15 protein-coding genes and 2 pseudogenes are annotated in these 16048 nt (G+C 66.3%); 7 read left to right on the top strand and 10 right to left on the bottom strand.

Annotated elements, in window-relative coordinates; genetic code table 11:
• Positions 1-246 precede the first annotated feature (246 nt).
• From MUO23_10075 to MUO23_10055, 5 genes and pseudogenes are all read left to right on the top strand, one after another.
• A pseudogene (locus tag MUO23_10075) lies at positions 247-1431 on the top strand (hypothetical protein).
• Between the two features lie 645 nt (positions 1432-2076).
• A pseudogene (locus tag MUO23_10070) lies at positions 2077-3141 on the top strand (hypothetical protein).
• Between the two features lie 615 nt (positions 3142-3756).
• Positions 3757-4251: a hypothetical protein gene (locus tag MUO23_10065; GenBank protein MCJ7513299.1), complete on the top strand. Its 495-nt coding sequence runs from the start codon at positions 3757-3759 to the stop codon at positions 4249-4251.
• A gap of 264 nt (positions 4252-4515) precedes the next feature.
• Positions 4516-5475: an adenosine deaminase gene (gene add / locus MUO23_10060; GenBank protein MCJ7513298.1), complete on the top strand. Its 960-nt coding sequence runs from the start codon at positions 4516-4518 to the stop codon at positions 5473-5475.
• A 27-nt stretch (positions 5476-5502) separates the two neighbouring features.
• On the top strand, positions 5503-6375 hold the full coding sequence (locus MUO23_10055; GenBank protein MCJ7513297.1) for an MBL fold metallo-hydrolase: 873 nt from the start codon (positions 5503-5505) through the stop codon (positions 6373-6375).
• Here MUO23_10055 and MUO23_10050 read toward each other — a convergent pair.
• The 3 genes from MUO23_10050 to MUO23_10040 form a co-directional block, all read right to left on the bottom strand.
• The gene (locus MUO23_10050; protein ID MCJ7513296.1) at positions 6350-7042 is read right to left on the bottom strand and encodes a hypothetical protein; all 693 of its coding nucleotides are present in this window, start codon (positions 7040-7042) and stop codon (positions 6350-6352) included. The two genes, MUO23_10055 and MUO23_10050, sit on opposite strands and share 26 nt — an antisense overlap.
• The gene (gene mutM, locus MUO23_10045) at positions 7039-7872 is read right to left on the bottom strand and encodes a DNA-formamidopyrimidine glycosylase (GenBank protein MCJ7513295.1); all 834 of its coding nucleotides are present in this window, start codon (positions 7870-7872) and stop codon (positions 7039-7041) included. The genes MUO23_10050 and mutM overlap by 4 nt, the downstream gene beginning before the upstream one ends.
• 65 nt (positions 7873-7937) lie before the next feature.
• Entirely contained in the window at positions 7938-8498 is a 561-nt protein-coding gene (locus MUO23_10040; GenBank protein ID MCJ7513294.1) for a ComEA family DNA-binding protein, read from the bottom strand.
• Between the two features lie 83 nt (positions 8499-8581).
• On the opposite strand from MUO23_10040, the gene MUO23_10035 reads away from it, so the two are divergent.
• Together MUO23_10035 and MUO23_10030 are read left to right on the top strand one after the other, a co-directional pair.
• On the top strand, positions 8582-9133 hold the full coding sequence (locus MUO23_10035; GenBank protein MCJ7513293.1) for a cob(I)yrinic acid a,c-diamide adenosyltransferase: 552 nt from the start codon (positions 8582-8584) through the stop codon (positions 9131-9133).
• 3 nt (positions 9134-9136) lie between these two features.
• Positions 9137-9847 carry a DUF554 domain-containing protein gene (locus tag MUO23_10030; protein MCJ7513292.1) on the top strand — a complete coding sequence of 237 codons (711 nt, stop codon included), beginning with the start codon at positions 9137-9139 and terminating at the stop codon, positions 9845-9847.
• A gap of 257 nt (positions 9848-10104) precedes the next feature.
• On the opposite strand, the gene MUO23_10025 is transcribed toward MUO23_10030, so the two are convergent.
• From MUO23_10025 to MUO23_09995, 7 genes are all read right to left on the bottom strand, one after another.
• Complete coding sequence (locus MUO23_10025; GenBank protein MCJ7513291.1) at positions 10105-10800, bottom strand: DsbA family protein; 696 nt, start codon at positions 10798-10800, stop codon at positions 10105-10107.
• 122 nt (positions 10801-10922) lie between these two features.
• Positions 10923-11789 carry a GNAT family N-acetyltransferase gene (locus tag MUO23_10020; GenBank protein MCJ7513290.1) on the bottom strand — a complete coding sequence of 289 codons (867 nt, stop codon included), beginning with the start codon at positions 11787-11789 and terminating at the stop codon, positions 10923-10925.
• Between the two features lie 11 nt (positions 11790-11800).
• Complete coding sequence (locus tag MUO23_10015) at positions 11801-12346, bottom strand: tetratricopeptide repeat protein (protein MCJ7513289.1); 546 nt, start codon at positions 12344-12346, stop codon at positions 11801-11803.
• Complete coding sequence (locus MUO23_10010; GenBank protein MCJ7513288.1) at positions 12343-13011, bottom strand: transcriptional regulator; 669 nt, start codon at positions 13009-13011, stop codon at positions 12343-12345. Before MUO23_10010 ends, MUO23_10015 begins: the two co-directional genes overlap by 4 nt.
• A 70-nt stretch (positions 13012-13081) precedes the next feature.
• Positions 13082-14272: a response regulator gene (locus MUO23_10005; GenBank protein MCJ7513287.1), complete on the bottom strand. Its 1191-nt coding sequence runs from the start codon at positions 14270-14272 to the stop codon at positions 13082-13084.
• Between the two features lies 1 nt (position 14273).
• Positions 14274-14996: a response regulator transcription factor gene (locus MUO23_10000; protein MCJ7513286.1), complete on the bottom strand. Its 723-nt coding sequence runs from the start codon at positions 14994-14996 to the stop codon at positions 14274-14276.
• Positions 14993-16048: ATP-binding protein (locus MUO23_09995; protein MCJ7513285.1), on the bottom strand; the 1056-nt coding region annotated here is incomplete at its 5' end. The genes MUO23_09995 and MUO23_10000, both read right to left, overlap by 4 nt.

The raw sequence follows: 16048 nt of genomic DNA, 5'->3' as shown, positions 1-16048 counted from the left end.
GGGGCGGCCGGACGACAGCCGGCGAGCCCCGCCGCCAGCACGACTGCGGGGAAGACCAGGCTGAAGGGTGGTACCGCGCGGCGGGAGGGAGCCATGATTGAGGTGCCAGTCGGGGCAAGTGCCCGGCAGACATCATAGCCCTCTGCCGGCGAGGCGCAAGCCGGTGCAGGTTCTCTCTCGCGCCCCGGTGTTGGCGATCTGGCCGCGAGAGGCGCATGCTATAATGCGCGCCCGAGGTCCATTTCCATGTTGAAGAACATTGGCAAGATCGTTGGCGGCGATCCAATCCGCCGCCAGCTTGCGCGGCACGCAGATCAGGTTGACCAGATCAACGCCCTCGAACCCCGGATGCGCTCCCTCAGCGATCAGGCGTTGCGCGGCTTGACCGAGGTATTCCGTCGGCGGGTTGAAGCGGGCGAAGGCCATGAGTCCCTGTTGACCGAGGCCTTCGCTGCCGTCCGGGAAGCCTCGGTCCGAACGGTCGGGCTGCGGCACTTCGATGTCCAGCTCGTCGGCGGCATCATCCTGCATGAAGGCAAGATCGCCGAGATGCGCACCGGCGAGGGCAAGACGCTGGTGGCGACGTTGCCCATGTACTTGAACGCCCTCAATGGGCTGGGCGTGCATCTGGTGACGGTCAACGACTACCTGGCCCGCCGCGATGCCCGCTGGATGGGGCCGATCTTCCACGCCCTCGGGATGCAAGTAGGCGTGCTGCAAGAGGCGGAGCGGACCGAGCACGGGCGCAAGGCGTTTCTGTTCGATCCCGAGCGCACCTCCGCTCAGGAGGACGTGCACCAGCTGCGCTTGATAGATCGCAAGCAGGCCTACGCCGCCGATATCACCTATGGCACGAACAACGAGTTCGGCTTCGACTACCTGCGGGACAACATGGCGATCTCCCTGGAGGGGCGTTCGCAGCGCGGCCACCATTACGCCATCCTGGACGAGGTCGACAACATCCTGATCGATGAGGCCAGAACCCCGCTGATCATCTCCGGCCCCTCGCACGAAGACCCCCAGCTGTATGAGCAGATGGCCCGGGTGGTCAGCCAGCTGCGCCCGGAAGACTTCGAGGTCAACGAGCGCAACCGAACGATTGTGCTGACCGAGGCCGGCGAGGTGAACATCGACCAGCTGCTGGGGACCCCCCTGCGCGATCCGGACCGTCCGGAGGACATCGCGCCGGAGCAGGCCCGTTTGCTCGGCCACCTGGAGCAGGCGCTGCGAGCCGAGCACCTGTTCAAGCGCAACAAGAACTACGTGGTTCAGGCCGGCCGGGTGATCATCGTCGATGAGTTCACGGGGCGGATGATGGCCGGCCGGCGCTGGTCCGATGGTCTGCATCAGGCGATCGAGGCCAAAGAAGGCGTCAAGGTGCGCGAGGAGAATGTCACCTACGCCACCGTCACGTTGCAGAACTACTTCCGCATGTACCGCAAACTGGCCGGGATGACAGGCACGGCCCTCACCGAAGCCGAAGAATTCAACAAGATCTACAAGGTCGATGTCGTCCCGCTGCCCACCAACCTGGAGTTCATTGCCACTCGCCCCGACAGCGACCTGCTGGAGGTCGACTACCGCGAGGACGGCTCCCGATTTAGCTACTTCACCCGCAAGGACGACCCCGAGAAATCCCCGGCGTTCTGGCGCCGCAAGGACTACCCAGACCTGGTCTTTCGCACCGAGGAGTCCAAGCTGCGGTCGATCGCCCAGGAGATCCTGACGCGGCATGTGCGCGGCCAGCCCCTGCTGGTCGGCACGACCTCGGTCGAGCTGTCCGAGCGGTTGTCTGCCCGGCTGCGGTCGGAGCCGCTCCAGCGCATGGCCATGGCCGTCTTGCTGCGCGAGCTGTATCTGCGCCAGCACGAGATCTCCGATCCGGCCACCCGGGTGGAGGCGCTCCTGCCGCTGCATCAACCGCTGGATGACCTGACGGCGGCGGTGATCCGCCCGATCGCCAAAGACCTGAACGTGGTGCCAAACCCGACCCGTCCCGAAAACATCGACAGGCTGCGGGAGGCGCTCGGGCTGGCCGAGGAGGATGCACCGCGTCTGCTGCAGGCCCTGGAGGGCGGGATCCGGCATGCGGTGCTAAACGCAAAGAAGCACGACGAAGAGTCGGGCATCATCGCTGGAGCCGGGGCGCTGGGCGCGGTCACCATCGCCACCAACATGGCCGGGCGTGGCGTAGACATCAAGCTCGGGGGCGAGATCGCCGAGGAAGTCCTGGCGGCGGTCAACCGCGTGCTGCGGCGCGCGGGCATCGAGGATCCTGAGAGTCTGAACATGGAGGAGCGCCTGCAGGCGCTGGACCGCATCGGCCCCGACAGCTTCGGGATCTACGATTCGGAGATTGAGCTGTTCCGCCAGTTCATCGCTGAGGAGAAGCGGGTTAAGGTTGTGGGCGGGCTGCACGTCCTCGGGTCCGAGCGTCACGAGGCGCGCCGCATCGACAACCAGCTGCGCGGCCGCGCCGCCCGCCAGGGAGATCCAGGCTCCTCGCAGTTCTTCCTTTCGTTGGAGGACGAGCTGATGCGTCTGTTCGGCGGCCAGCAGGTCGCCTCCCTGATGCAGCGGCTGAACATCGATGACAGCGTGCCGATCGCCCATTCGATCGTCAACAAGACGATTGAACAGGCACAGACCCGGGTGGAAGGTGCCAACTTCGATACGCGCAAGCACTTGCTAGAGTACGACGATGTCCTAAACAACCAGCGGGAGGTGTACTACGGCCTGCGCAATCGGGTGTTCGCCAAACACGACCTGACCCCTGATATCCAGGAAATGGAGGCCGCCGAGGTCGAGCGCCACATCACGGCCGCCCTGGCGGACGACGAGGGTCCCTGGCGGCTGCTGGCCTGGCTCGAGGAAACCCAGCCGACCCTGAACCTCGAGTCGCACGATCCCTATCCGTCTTACATGCTCCGGCTGCTGAAGGACTCCCTGGCAGCGGCGCAGTCTGCCGAGGAACTTAAGGCCGGGCTGCTCGACATCGCCCGCCGATCGCTGGACGGGCAACACGCACACCTAGTGAAAGCGCTGGACGAAATCATGGACAGCACTCTCACCCGGCTGGAGACGCAGGTCAAGCAGCGCGTCGAAGAGGCCGAGCTGGCGGTGCAGGGCGTGCTGCTTGAGGCCGAGGAGCAAGACAAGGAGTTGGACCCCCGGCTGCTGGTTCAGACTATCGAGCGAGTTGCCGGGTTGCGGCTGCAGCTCGATCAGGCCGGATTGGACCAGCTGCGTGATGATCCCGAACGCCTGCAGCGGATGCTCCCTGATCTGGTCGAGGCCAGCATTGGGATCCGCGCCTGGGCCGGCGTGCTGCAGGCCATGGAACGTCGGCTTGGCGAGAGCCTGGGACTAGAGGCGGGCCTCAAAGCCCCGATCGACTGGGACCAGGCCGAGGATCAACTGCGCCAGGCCCTGCAGCAGTTGTGGCAGCGCAGACAGCAGGAGACCCTGGGCGATCTGCAGCGCGACCTGGATGGCTGGCTCGCCCAGGGCGATCCGGCTGACCCGGCGCTCCGCATCCGGCTGCTGGTTCGGATGAGCTATGGCCAGCGTGGGTTCTTCGACCGCCGCACACACCAGAAGCGGTCGGTGGTTGTGGCGCGCCTGATGTATCCCTTCTTTGCCGTCGAGCTGCTCCCCTTCCAAGACTCGGGGCCGCTGACCGATGACATCATCTCCCACCTGGCGGGCGCTCATGAGGCGCTGTACGCCTCGCTTGGCGCCAACGAGCTTCGGCGTATGGCGGATCCAAGCGCCGACGAGGCCTCCGAGGAGCAAGCCGACCTGCTTCGCAAGGCCGGCGAGATCGGCGGGGCCCAAGCCCTGCCAGCGACACCGGTCTCAACCTGGCCGTCCGAAGTCCGCCAGGCGGCCGCCCCCCTCCTGGGCCGGCTGATCGCCAGCCAGGCGTACCGCCGGCTGATCCTTTCTGTCGGCGACGGATTGTGGGTGGAATATCTGACCCAGATGGAAGCCCTGAGGACCTCGATCGGGCTGGAAGCCTACGGCCAGCGTGACCCGCTCGTCCAGTACAAGAGCCGGGCCTCGGACATGTTCCGCCAACTGATGCACGACATCCGGGCCGGGGTGGCCTCACGGGTGTTCCGGATGCAGGCTCCCGCCTCGGCTTCGGCGGCTCTTGATGGTGGCCGCCCCGCCGCCAGCCCCGAGGGATCCGCCCCGGGAGCACAAGCTATCCCGCAGCTCGGCAAGCGCAAGCGCCGCCGCCACTGAGGGCGGCGTTCCCCGCCGGCGCCGGTCGCGCCTGTCGGCCCGCTGCCCGTCTAGGACGCCCGTACTGCACGTCAGTCGTCCCCGGCCGGGACCTTCCTCCCAATACGGCCCGTGAGGCGGCTGTGATAGCCTAGGTTCGTGCAGCGGCGACAGCCGCTGCTTCCGAAAGGGCGAACCTTGGCGCTTCCGTCCGACCCATTCCTGGCATCTCTCATCAACCTGCCCAAAGTAGAACTCCATCGGCACCTGGAGGGCTCCGTGCGGATGGGGACGGTCCTCGAGGTCGCTCGCCTCGATGGGCTGTTTCCCGAGTGGAGCGAAGCCCGGCTTGCAGCGGCTGTCCGGGTCAATGGCCACGAACGACGCGATTGGGAGAACTTCCTTGGGAAGTTCGACACCTTGAGGGCGCTATATGGCTCGCCAGAGCTGATCGACCGCATCACGCGGGAGGCCATCGAGGACGCTGCCCGGGACGGGGTGCGCCATCTGGAGCTGCGTTTCTCCCCGGCAAGCCTGGCACGGCGGCGGGGTTTCCCCATCGAGCAGGTATTCTCGTGGGTGATCGCCGCCGCCGCCGAAGCCGCCCGGGCGCATGGCCTCTCAGTCAGCCTGATCCCCAGCGTCAACCGTCACGACCCCGTCGAAGAGGCGGAGCACGTGGCGCAAACGGCTTGTTCCTGGATGGGTCGAGGCGTCGTCGGTCTTGACCTGGCCGGAAACGAGGTCGAATTCCCAGCGGAGCCATTTCGGTCGATCTTCCTCCAAGCCAAGCAGGCTGGCCTCGGCCTGACGGTGCACGCCGGTGAGTGGACCGGGGCGGCAAGCGTCGAGCACGCGCTGAACGCAATGCAGGCCGACCGAATCGCCCACGGCGTGCGCATCCTGGAGGACGAGCGTCTGGTCGCGATGGCCGTCGAGCGCCGGACTTGCTTCGAGGTCTGTCTGACCAGCAACCTGCTGTCGGGGGTTGTGGCCCGTCTTGAGGATCACCCCCTGCCCAGGATGATCGAGGCTGGGCTTCAGGTGACCCTAAACACCGATGATCCTTCGGTGTGCGGGGTTCAGCTCAGCGATGAGTACGGCCGGGCAGTGACCCGGCTCGGGCTATCGATGGTGAGCCTGGCAGGGCTGGTCCTGACTGCTGTCCAGGCCAGCTTCCTCCCCAATCGTGAGAAAATGCGCCTGGAAACGGAGCTGCAGCCGGCGCTGCTGGCAGCAGCCTGACCCGACTTCTTCCGGAGTGAACGCGGGGTGCGGTTCGGCGATCTGGAAGTCTATCTGGTCAGTGACGGCCAGGTGCGCGTCGATGTCGGCGGGGCCTTTGGCCTGACGCCGCGCGCGCTGTACCGATCCTACTTCGACCCGGATGAGCAGAACGCAGTCCCCATGTCGCTCAACTGCATGCTCGTGCGTGCCCGTGGGATGACGATTCTGGTCGACACCGGCCTGGGTGACCGATTGAGGCCAGAGGAGGTCCAGCGATGGCGCCTCGAACGCTCCACTGGCGGCCTGATTGATGGCTTGAAGCGCCTGGGCGTTCATCCGAATGACGTCGATATCGTGGTCAACACCCATCTGCACGCCGATCACTGTGCCGGGAACACCCGGATACAGGACGGGCGCCTGGGGCCGGTTTTCCCCCGAGCGACCTACCTGGTGCAGCGCCTGGAGTGGGCCGAAGCGGTGAACCCGGACGCTCGCACTCGAGGCACGTACTTCGGTGAGAACTACATGCCGCTGCTCGAAACCGGGCAGCTTGAGTTGCTACATGGGGACCAGGAATTGACGGATCAAGTTCGGCTGGTGGTCACGCCGGGACACACCCGCGGCCACCAGTCGGTGGTGCTCGAATCCGGCGAATGGCGGGGGCTGTACGTCGGCGATATGGCCAGCTACGCCGCCCATTTTGAGCGAATCGGGTGGGTGACGGCCTACGATGTCCTTCCGCTGGAGAGCATTGCCACCAAGGAGCGCTGGCAGGCCTGGGCCGCCGAAACCGGAGCCTGGCTGTTCTTCGAGCACGATCCTGAGCTGCCGATTGGCCGTCTGGAGCGAGAAGCCGGCCGGTGGAAGGTCGTTGCCCCGCCGATACCCGGTCTCACACCTGATTCTCCCATTCGCTGACCGACTCACGGATCAGCTGGTTGACCTTAGCGTCCGGAACCTCGTCCAGCGGATACGCCTGCAGGCCGATCATCACTCGCACGCCGCCTTCCGGGCTGGGTGCCAGGCGCACGCCTTGCGGCAGCTCAGGCGCCTGGGCCAGCTTTCGCACGAGGATGGCATTGAGCTGGTCAAGGATGCTGCCGGAGCGGGGTGAGGCTTCCTCCGGGCGGCGCTCCGCCGGAGGTTTGGGGCGTGGGGCGACGGTGAACCAGGCCTGAAGATCCCGGGCGGCGGCCTCCAGGCGCGGCCAATCCGATGACGCCCGCAGCTCGTCGACCGTGCGATACGTCCGAGGTCCCACCGCGATGAGCAGGGCGCCGGACACCTCGTCCCGCATCAAGCGGGCGACATCGAACGTCCGCGGCGCGGGGGTGGCGCTCACGGGTGGCACCGGCGGCGAGGGTGGAGGGACAACCGTCTCAACCGCAGCGGTTGCCGGAGGCGGCACCGCCGGGGCGGCTACCGGTTCGGGTTCCGGGGCGGAGACTGCCTCCGCCTCGGGCTGCGCCCCGTCAGTCCCAGCAGGACTCTCACCGCGCCGGTTGGTGAGAAGGGCGTAGGCCAGGATGGCAAAGGCTATCCCGGCCACAATCAACAGAACCCCAAAGATCAAAGTTGTGGTCATCCGACACCTCGAGGCTCGGGTTGGCAGCGCGGGCAGTAGTGGCTGCTGCGTTGGGCGACGGGGATCCGCTGGATCGGCGTGCCGCAGACCGGACACGGCTTCCCCGTCTGCTGGTAGACGCGGAAGTGATTTTGATACTCGCCGCCCCGATACACCCAGTCGATGCTAGCCCCATTCCGCCGCAGGCCCTCGTTCAGCGTTTCCCGGATTCCCGCCCACAGACGGTGTGCATCCTCCGTGCCAAGGAGGTGGCTGGGGAGAAGGGGATGCAGCCGGGCAACGTGCAGGGCCTCATCCGTGTAGATGTTCCCGAGCCCGGCGACGAAGCCCTGATCCAACAGGAGCGGCTTGAGCCGGCGGCGGCGGGCGAGCAGGCGGGCGTGAAGGATCTCGGAGGTGAAGGCGTCGTCCAACGGATCCGGCCCCAGCCTCCCAAGCCGGCTGGAAGGATCGGCGACCAGGAAGAGCCTTCCGAACTTGCGGGAATCGCTGAAGCGGAGCTCCCAACCGCTTTGCAGATGAAGGACCGTCCGGTCGAAGCGCCCCGGCTCGCTGCCGGCACGGGCCAGTCCGAGATCCCCGCTCATCTTCAGATGGATCAGCAAGCAGGTGTCGGAGAGGGGGAGCACGAGGTACTTGCCGCGCCGAAGGACGGTCTGAATAGTCTGCCCCCGAATTCGGCGGCGGAAGACGCCCGGCGACGGCTCGGCAATGTGCCGGGGCCAGCGCACACTCACCTCAGCGATGCTCTGACCGGGCAAAGCTGGGGCACCCTGATGTCCAAGGCGGAGGTGACGGGCGATGGTCTCCACTTCGGGGAGTTCCGGCATGGCGCAGGATTATACCTGAGCCTCTCGCCTTCGAGGCTGCGGCGCAATCCTCCATCGGTCCCGCCTCAGCGGCAGGCGACCAGATCTCGGATGGCCGCCAGCTTGGCCGGCCCGATCCCCGGGACCTCCAGCAATTCCTCGACTGACTGAAACGGCCCGTGCGCCTGGCGAAACTCGATGATCGCATTCGCCAGGCTGGGCCCGATGCCGGGGAGCAGGTCCAGCTCGGCAGCCGAGGCGCTGTTCAGAGGAATCTGTCCTGAGGGGGCGGAGCCGGTCGTTGCGGCCGGATCGGCTGCTGGCTGTGGGTCGGAACCGGAGCCGGGAACGACAACCATCTCGCCATCCCGCACGGGGGCGGCCAGGTTGAGGGCCTGGCTGCGCGCCAGGTCCGTGGGGCCGCCGGCGGCCTGGACGGCCTCGGCGACAATCGAACCGGCCGGGAGGCTGACTACACCGGGGTGGGCAACGGCACCGCTGACGTGGACTCGCAGCGGCGCCGGGCTGGGCGGTGGTTCAAGATCGATAGGGTGGCCGCGAGGGGGAGAGAGCAGCAGAAACAGCAGGCCTGAGGCGAGCAGGCCGCTGAAGACACCGCCCAAGAATGGCGCAGCTTGTCGGAGCATGGTTTCCCCCTCACTCCGCCCCGGGCACCATCGACAGTTTACAGCAATCGGAGTGTCCCGCCAACAAGCACTATAATCGCCGTATGTCTTCCTACTTCACCCGCCAAGGGGATGATGGCTACACCGGAATTCTCGGTGAAGGCCGGGTGGCGAAGTATGATCCGCGCCCGGAGATGGTCGGGACGCTGGATGAAGCCAGCGCGGCCCTCGGCCTGGCTAGAGCCCTGTCTACCGATCCACGCACCGCCGAGTTGATCCTTGCCTTGCAGCGCGACCTGTACCACGTCATGGCCGAAGCCGCAGCAACTCCGGACCAGGCGCAGCGCTTTCGGGTGATGGATGCCTCCCGGGTCGCCTGGCTGGAACAGCAGGCGCTCGATCTCGAGAGTGGGTTGCCCGCGATCGAGGGATTCGTCGTCCCGGGCGACTCGCCTGTCGGCGCCGCCATGGCGCTGGCCCGCACGGTCGTCCGCCGGGCCGAGCGCCTGGTGGCCAGGATGACCCATGAGCAACAGCTGGCCAATCCCGAGATCCTCCGGTACCTGAACCGGTTGTCCTCAGTCTGCTTCCTGCTCGAGCTGCGTGAGTCGCATTTCGCCGGCCGCGATCGGCCTACGATGGCCAAGACCGGTTAGCTCATGGCCGGCACTGTGTTGAACGTGGCGACGGTCCTGATCGGCGGCGTCCTGGGGCTGGTGCTCGGCGCCCGCTTGTCGGCGAGGCTCCGAGAGACGGTCGTGCACTCCCTCGGTTTGTTCACATTCGCCCTCGGAGTAGGCATGTTCCTGCAGACAACCAACCCCCTCTATGCCTTGGGGGGCCTGCTGCTTGGGGCGGTGCTGGGCGAGTGGTGGCGCATTGAGGATGGGCTGCAGCGGATCGGGGCGAGCCTGGAGGCGCGATTTCATCGTGGCGTGACAGGGTCTGACGGGAGTGCCCGCTTTGTTGAAGGCTTCATGACCGCCAGCCTGCTGTTCTGTGTGGGCCCGATGACCATCCTGGGCTCGGTGCAGGCCGGTCTTTCCGGGGACATCCAACTGTTGGCCGTCAAATCTGTCTTGGACGGCTTCGCAGCCATCGCTCTTGCCTCCACCCTTGGCGTGGGCGTCCTGTTTTCTGCGCTCACCATCCTGGTCTACCAGGGGGGACTCACCTTTCTGGCGGGATCGGCCGGGGGCCTGCTGAGCAACGCCATGGTGGCCGAGATGACCGCCGTCGGTGGAATCCTGCTGATGGCGCTGGCGGTCTCGAGCTTACTGGAACTGAAGAAGGTCCGCACCGGCAACCTGCTGCCGGGATTGATCGTGGCGCCGCTCTTGGTGTGGGCCGTGAGCCTGCTTGCCGGCTGAACCGAAGCGCTACGCCTGGCCGAGGATCTATCGCCCGAGAGGCTGACTTGGCATTGGGGAAGCCGGAAGCTCCCGCTGTTGAAGCGGTGGCGGCTCAGCAACAAGATGCCGGGCTAGAAGCCCGGCATCTTGCCAGATAGTCGCCAAAGAATTGCAGTCAGGTACTCCAGGAGGTCGGAGGCCGATCCCCGTCTGGCTCGCGCCCGGCGGCCAACCACAGGATGCCGCCACCCGAGCGGGCCGGGTTAGGCTAACTCCTACCCGCCGGCTAGGGCGGCCTCGATTTCGGCCTGAAACACCTCGAAAGGCTGCGCCCCGGACACCTGCTTCCCGTTGACGAAGAAGGTCGGCGTGGAATTCACGCCCAGGGCTGAGCCGTCGGCGTATTCCTGGCGCACTTGGTCCATTTGCCGGTTGTCGGAGAGGCAGGCGCCGAACTCGGTACTGTCGAGGCCGATGGCTTCGGCAAACGCCTCAAGGTGCGCCTCGGAGAAGGCGCGTGGATCGCCTTCATTCTGATTGGCGAACAAGATGTCGTGGTATTCCCAGAACTTACCCTGATCCGCCGCACACAGGCTGGCCTCCGCCGCATCGGCGGACGGCCCACCCAGGAAAGCATAGTTCTTGTAGACGAAATACGCCTTGCCTGTCGCGATGTAGTCCGCCACGATCCGGGGTTCGGTCTCGGCCGAGAACCGGGCGCAGTAGGCGCACTGGAAGTCTGAGTACTCTTCGATCACAACCGGAGCGCCTGGGTCACCCATGGCGGTGCCTTGGGGGTTGGGGCGCGGAGATGCAGCGGGGACGACCACCTCGCCAACGGGCCGCAGATTGGGAACGATCAAGATGGCGGCGACGACCAACCCTACGCCGACCACCACCAGCACGGCAAATATCCGTGATCGGTTGCGTTCCCGGTTGCGCTTCTCGCGGATCTCGCTGCGTGAAGGCATGGAAATCGGACCTCCTTACTAGAGAATTCGAGCATTCTCCCACAGCCTGGCTGACTTGTCTATGGAGGTCTGGGATCGGAGGGCTGCTCGTAGCTCTTCCTGGATGAGAGGGGTGGAGGAGGCTACAGCCGCGCAGTGTAGACCGGGTAGCGCAGGCCGTTCTCGCGAAAGCCGAGCCGCTGGTACAGGCCAAGTGCCGGAAGGTTCGAGGCCTGGGTGTTGACGGTCCAGCGGGAGGCGCCCATCTGGCTCAGGACGTCCATGGAATCCAGGGTCAGCGCCGCCCCGAGTCCCTGCCGGGCGCGATCGGGCGCCACGGCCAGGCGCGAAAGGTGGGCGCTGGTTGGGGACAGCGAGGTGATCTGGTAACCGAGGATCTCACCTCCAAAGTCGACCAGGCTGGCGTGCGCCGCGCTGCTCCAGGCGGCCTGCAAGCTGCGCCACGAAATTCGCCAGGACTCGGGAAACGCCTGGGCGTCGAGCTCGACCAGCGCCGGGAGGTCCTGGGCGGATACCGACCGGATCTCGCCCAGCGACGGAGCCCTTCGCAACGGCCGGGCTCCATCTCGCTCGAGAAACACGACCTCATCCGAGGTGACAAAGCCGGCCGCGCTCAAGAGGGGCGCCATCCAGGCGGCGGTCACCAGCGCCTCGAAGGTCCTCAGGCCGATCGCCTGGGCAGCCTGCAGGGTCGCCGGCCAGAGATGATCCCAGGCCTCCTGCAATCCGACAGCGCCAGCGGCGGCGAACACCCGGATCCAGGTGCGGTGGGGGAACTCTGGCGGGCATCCCAGGCAGGCGAGCACGCTCCGGCTGTTGGCCAGCTTCAAGAATGGGGCTTCCTCGATGAGCAGCACCGGGTCGAACCAATCGAGGTGGAGGTGCCGCCAGCGAGCTGCGTCGAGCAGGCGCTCCAGGTCTTGTCTGTCCGCCGGGGTGGTGGGGGAAACCGTTAGGCGCTGTCCGGTGCTGCGGAGAAACGGGGGCACTCTCCCTCCGGTTAGCCTGAGAGGTATCGGCCTGGGAGGGAGAGCAGGCGGCGGACGCAGCGCTGGATCACTCCGCGGCGGGGTGCGGCCTCCAGGCTGGCCTGCATGCTAGCCAGAGCCCCGATCGGCTGGCCCTGCCGCAGCTGCACCTGGGCAAGACGCTGCAAGATGAGGGACTCGCCCTCGCTGTCCCGCAACGACCGAAACAGATCGAGGGAGCGCAGATAGGCGGCCTCGGCTTCGGGCAGCCGGCCGCAGCCCTCCTGGGCCGATCCCAGATTCCCGTAGGCCTGGGCGGCGAGAGCGAGATTCTGGTGGTGCTCGAAGATGGCCGGCGTTTCGCGCACGCACTCCAGGGCTTCATGAGGGCGCTCGGCCTGGAGCAGCACCACGCACAGGTTGTTGGCGGCTTCGGCTGCCTGCAGCTCTTCGCCGTTCTGGGCGAACTGCTGGGATGCGGCGCGGAACCCGTGCTCGGCGGTGGACATCTCGCCTCGCTGATAGGCGAGCATCGCGGCCCGCGCCAGCTCGACGGCCGAGCCTTCCAGCGGGCTCACTGGGTGATGTCGATCAGGCCCTCGCCGACGGTCCGCAGGCGGTCGACCGGGACCTTGGAGAGGCGCATTGCCAGGCGCAGATACGGTTGATTGGCGGGCGTAGCGATGAACTGCCGTAGCTCGACCGGCAGCTCAAAAACGTATTCGTAGGTGCGCTTGGCGCTGTCCCAATCTCCGATCGGGGGTTGCTGATCGATGAAGGCTTCGGCCGACATGCCCAGGCGGCTGGCGATCAGCTCCAGTTCGGGGAAAGGGATCGGCTTGTTGCCTTTTTCGTAGGATCTCAAGCGGGGCAGGGTGATGCCGACGCTGTCGGCCAGTTCACGCTGGCTGACAGCGGCGGCCTGACGCTGCTTGGCTAGGGCGGCCGCGATTTGACGGTGGCGCAGGGACAGCAGCAAGGCCGCGTTGACCTTGGCTTGAGTGCGCTTGGCGAACTTCTCCGGGGTTGAGAAATGCCGCAGCGAGAGATCGTAGGTGTAGGCCAGAAGCTCGAGTTCCGGCAGCGAGATCGGCTTGCGGCCGAATTCAAAGGACGAAAGAACGCCGCTCGAGACCCCGACGGCTGCGGCCGCGTCCTTCAGACTCAAGCCGGCTCCGACCCGGGCTTCCCGCAGCATGGCTCCGACCATCTTGGCACGCAGCTGATGGGTCTGCTTGGACATGCTGATGCTCCTCCTGGCCGAAGGCTGAGGTGATTATAGTGCAATTGCCGGGCCGCGCCCGGCGCAAATGTCATGCATGCAGGCCGGGTACACCTTCGCGGCCGGCCTTGTCCAGGATCGCCGAAGCGATGTCCTCGAGCATCAACGTGGCCGTGTCTTCCGGGAACCGCAGGTGGTACGGCGCGTGCCTGGAGTTGGCCAAGCTCAGGTTGCGGCCGACGTGCAGCCAGCCCATATCGATCGGGCGGCCGACAACGTCCTCGAGCGGCTGGCCGGTCAGGTCTTCCGTGCCGTTCGGCCGGTTGCTGAGCAGGAACAGCCGACGCGGGTTGATGTGCTGCTCCGCCAGATGGTCCAACAGGGCGTGGGTGCTCATGGCTACCACAGCCTCGGGGCTCATCACGATGACAATCACGCTCGACTGCGACAGGACGTACAGCGATAGGCGTGAGAGGGTTCTCCCCAGATCGATCACGCTCACGGCAAAGGCCGCCCGCAGTGACTGCAGCAAGGGCGCAATCCGGTCGGGCCGCAGGTCGGGCGCCCGCGAGGGGGAAAGCGTTCCCGGCAGAATGCTGAATCCCCAGCCGGGTAGGGCGGGCATCTGTTTGCGCAGCAGATCCGGCGTCAGGGTAGAGGGCTCAAAGTGGGTAGCATCGACGACATCGATCTCGGTCGCCGCGCCGCTGATGGCGGCCAGCGTGCCCATCGGCAGTGTCAGATCGACCACCCCGACCTGGCCCGACGGCCGACGGCGGGCGATGGCGCTGGCGATGTTCAGGCACAGCGAGGATGTCCCGACCCCGCCCTTGGCGCTGATGAAGGCAATCACCGTGCCGGCGCGGGTGGTGATGTCCAGCGGGCCGGTGCCTGAGGCTGGGCGTTCCCGCTGCAGGTAGCGAAACAGCACATCCATCGAATCGGCTTGCTTGAGAATGTAGTAGTCCAGCCCGGCCTCGAGCCCGGCGACGGCGTCCTCGGGCAGGCTGCGGGCCGTCAGGCTGATGATCGTCTTGCGCTCGGTGCGCGGGTCCCGCCGCAGGCGGCGGACGATCTCAAGCGAGTCGACATCGGGAAGATCCAGCTCGAGCACGATGATGTCAGGCTGGTCACGCCAGGCCTTGATCAGCCCGTCCTTCCCGGTCGAGCACAAGCTGACCTGGTACCCGGCCCGTTTGAGCAGCTTGTCGAGATAGGCGGCCGAGCCCGGGTCGGGCTCAATCACCAGGATATTCTGGGCCTGGCGGGGGTTTTCGGTCATCTCAGGCGGCGCCGGGAGCGGCGGCCTCCGCACCCGGCATCAGGTAGCCGATGCCCTGCCGGGTGACAATGTGGATCGGGCTCTTGGGGTCGGGCTCGATCTTCTGCCGCAGTCGGCTCAGGCACACCCAGAGGATCTCCTTGTCGTCCTTGTACTCCGGGCCCCACACGGTCGTCAGCAGTTCATCGGCGGTCAGGACGCGGCCCATCGAAGCTGCCAGCGTCTGCAGCAGCCGGTACTCGGTGGCGGTCAGCATCACCTCGGTGTTGCCGGAGGAGACCTGAGCCCGGGCCAGATCAATGGTCAGCTCTTTGTGCTGAAAGATCGGCTCGTGGAAGGCGTCGGCCTGCTGCCGTTCCGCCCGCCGCAACACGGCCCGCACCCGCGCCAGCAGCTCTTGAGCGGAGAAGGGTTTGACGATGTAGTCATCTGCCCCGGAATCCAACCCCCGCACGCGGTCGCGCTCCTCGCCCTTGGCGGTGACCAGGATGATCGGCACGTTGGAGAACTCGCGGATGCGGGTCGTGGCTGTGAACCCGTCCATGATCGGCATCATAACGTCCAGCAGGATCAAGTCCGGCTGGTCAGCAGCCACGGCCTCGACCGCCTCTTGCCCGTTGCTGGCGGTGCGCACCAGGTAGCCCTCGGTCTGCAAGTTGATCTCGACGAGCTTGACGTAGCGAGGCTCGTCATCCACGATCAGGATGGTGATCTTTGGGTTCATGCCATCCCTCCTGGTTCCTCAGGCTGGGCGGTGATCATCGGGAGCTGGAGGTGAAACGTCGTTCCGGAGCCTACCCGGGACTCGACTCCGATCTCACCGCCGTGGGCTTCGACGATCTTGCGGCAGATGTACAGGCCGAGGCCGGTGCCTCGGGCAGTGCCGGCGTGGGTGGGCACACGGAAGAATCGCTCGAACAGGCGCGGCAGATGTTCGGCCGGGACGCCCGGGCCATGATCCTCGACCTCGAGCCGCAGCTGCTGGTCGACCTGCCGGACGCGCAAGCAGACCGGTGCGCCGTGGGCATACTTGTCGGCGTTGTTGAGCAGGTTGTCCAGCACCTGGGAGATCCGGGTCGCATCCAGCATGACCACCGGCAGGTTGGCGTCGACCTCCAGGCTGAAGGGCATCTCGGGGTGCAACGACTGGTTGCGTGACGCAGCGTCACGGGCCAGGCCGGCCAGGCGCACCGGCTCGACCGCCATCCCCAGCGAACCGCTTTCCAGCCGGGACGAGTCCAACAGGTTGTCGATCAGTTCGCGCAGACGATCGGCTTCCTCGTCGATGATGTGCAGGAACTCGGCTTGAGCCGGGCGCTCCCAGACGATGTCGTCCCGCAGCAGCGTGGTCACATAGCCCTTGATGAATCCCAGCGGGGTGCGCAGCTCGTGGGAAACCGTGGACACGAACTCATCCTGCATGCGGGCCAGTTCGCGCTGGGCTTCGAGGGTCGCGATCCGGCTGGCCATACGCCGGTTCTCGAGCAGCTGGCCGACATGCCAGGCGACGAACTCCGCCAGCCGGATGTGCTCGGCAGGGAAGGGGGGGCCGCCGAAGCGGCCGAAGACTAGTCCGCCTACGCAGCGGCCGCCGACCATCATCGGCAGGCCCAAATAGTCGCGGCGACGGTCGCGGGTGGTGACAGCCGGGCCGGCGTCCTCTTGGCGGAGCACCGTCTGCCCGCTGCGGAAGGCTTCCTGGGCGGCGGGCTCACCCCACGTCAGCTCAGCCTCCTTCGACCGCCCTCTCCCTAGCGCCCGAGCATAGGTGGGTTC

The sequence above is a fragment of the Anaerolineales bacterium genome (genome assembly GCA_022866145.1).
GTDB lineage: Bacteria > Chloroflexota > Anaerolineae > Anaerolineales > E44-bin32 > PFL42.
Note: the sequence above shows the minus strand (reverse complement) of the source record. Positions and strands in the feature narration are given on the sequence as shown.

What these genes read in the sequence shown, in the direction of transcription:
- MUO23_10065 (MCJ7513299.1), top strand. Translation starts at nt 3,757, where the DNA reads ATGGCGGATCCAAGCGCCGACGAGGCCTCCGAGGAGCAAGCCGACCTG.
- add (MCJ7513298.1), top strand. Translation starts at nt 4,516, where the DNA reads ATGGGGACGGTCCTCGAGGTCGCTCGCCTCGATGGGCTGTTTCCCGAG.
- MUO23_10050 (MCJ7513296.1), bottom strand. Translation starts at nt 7,042, where the DNA reads ATGACCACAACTTTGATCTTTGGGGTTCTGTTGATTGTGGCCGGGATA.
- mutM (MCJ7513295.1), bottom strand. Translation starts at nt 7,872, where the DNA reads ATGCCGGAACTCCCCGAAGTGGAGACCATCGCCCGTCACCTCCGCCTT.
- MUO23_10040 (MCJ7513294.1), bottom strand. Translation starts at nt 8,498, where the DNA reads ATGCTCCGACAAGCTGCGCCATTCTTGGGCGGTGTCTTCAGCGGCCTG.
- MUO23_10035 (MCJ7513293.1), top strand. Translation starts at nt 8,582, where the DNA reads ATGTCTTCCTACTTCACCCGCCAAGGGGATGATGGCTACACCGGAATT.
- MUO23_10030 (MCJ7513292.1), top strand. Translation starts at nt 9,137, where the DNA reads ATGGCCGGCACTGTGTTGAACGTGGCGACGGTCCTGATCGGCGGCGTC.
- MUO23_10025 (MCJ7513291.1), bottom strand. Translation starts at nt 10,800, where the DNA reads ATGCCTTCACGCAGCGAGATCCGCGAGAAGCGCAACCGGGAACGCAAC.
- MUO23_10010 (MCJ7513288.1), bottom strand. Translation starts at nt 13,011, where the DNA reads ATGTCCAAGCAGACCCATCAGCTGCGTGCCAAGATGGTCGGAGCCATG.
- MUO23_10005 (MCJ7513287.1), bottom strand. Translation starts at nt 14,272, where the DNA reads ATGACCGAAAACCCCCGCCAGGCCCAGAATATCCTGGTGATTGAGCCC.
- MUO23_10000 (MCJ7513286.1), bottom strand. Translation starts at nt 14,996, where the DNA reads ATGAACCCAAAGATCACCATCCTGATCGTGGATGACGAGCCTCGCTAC.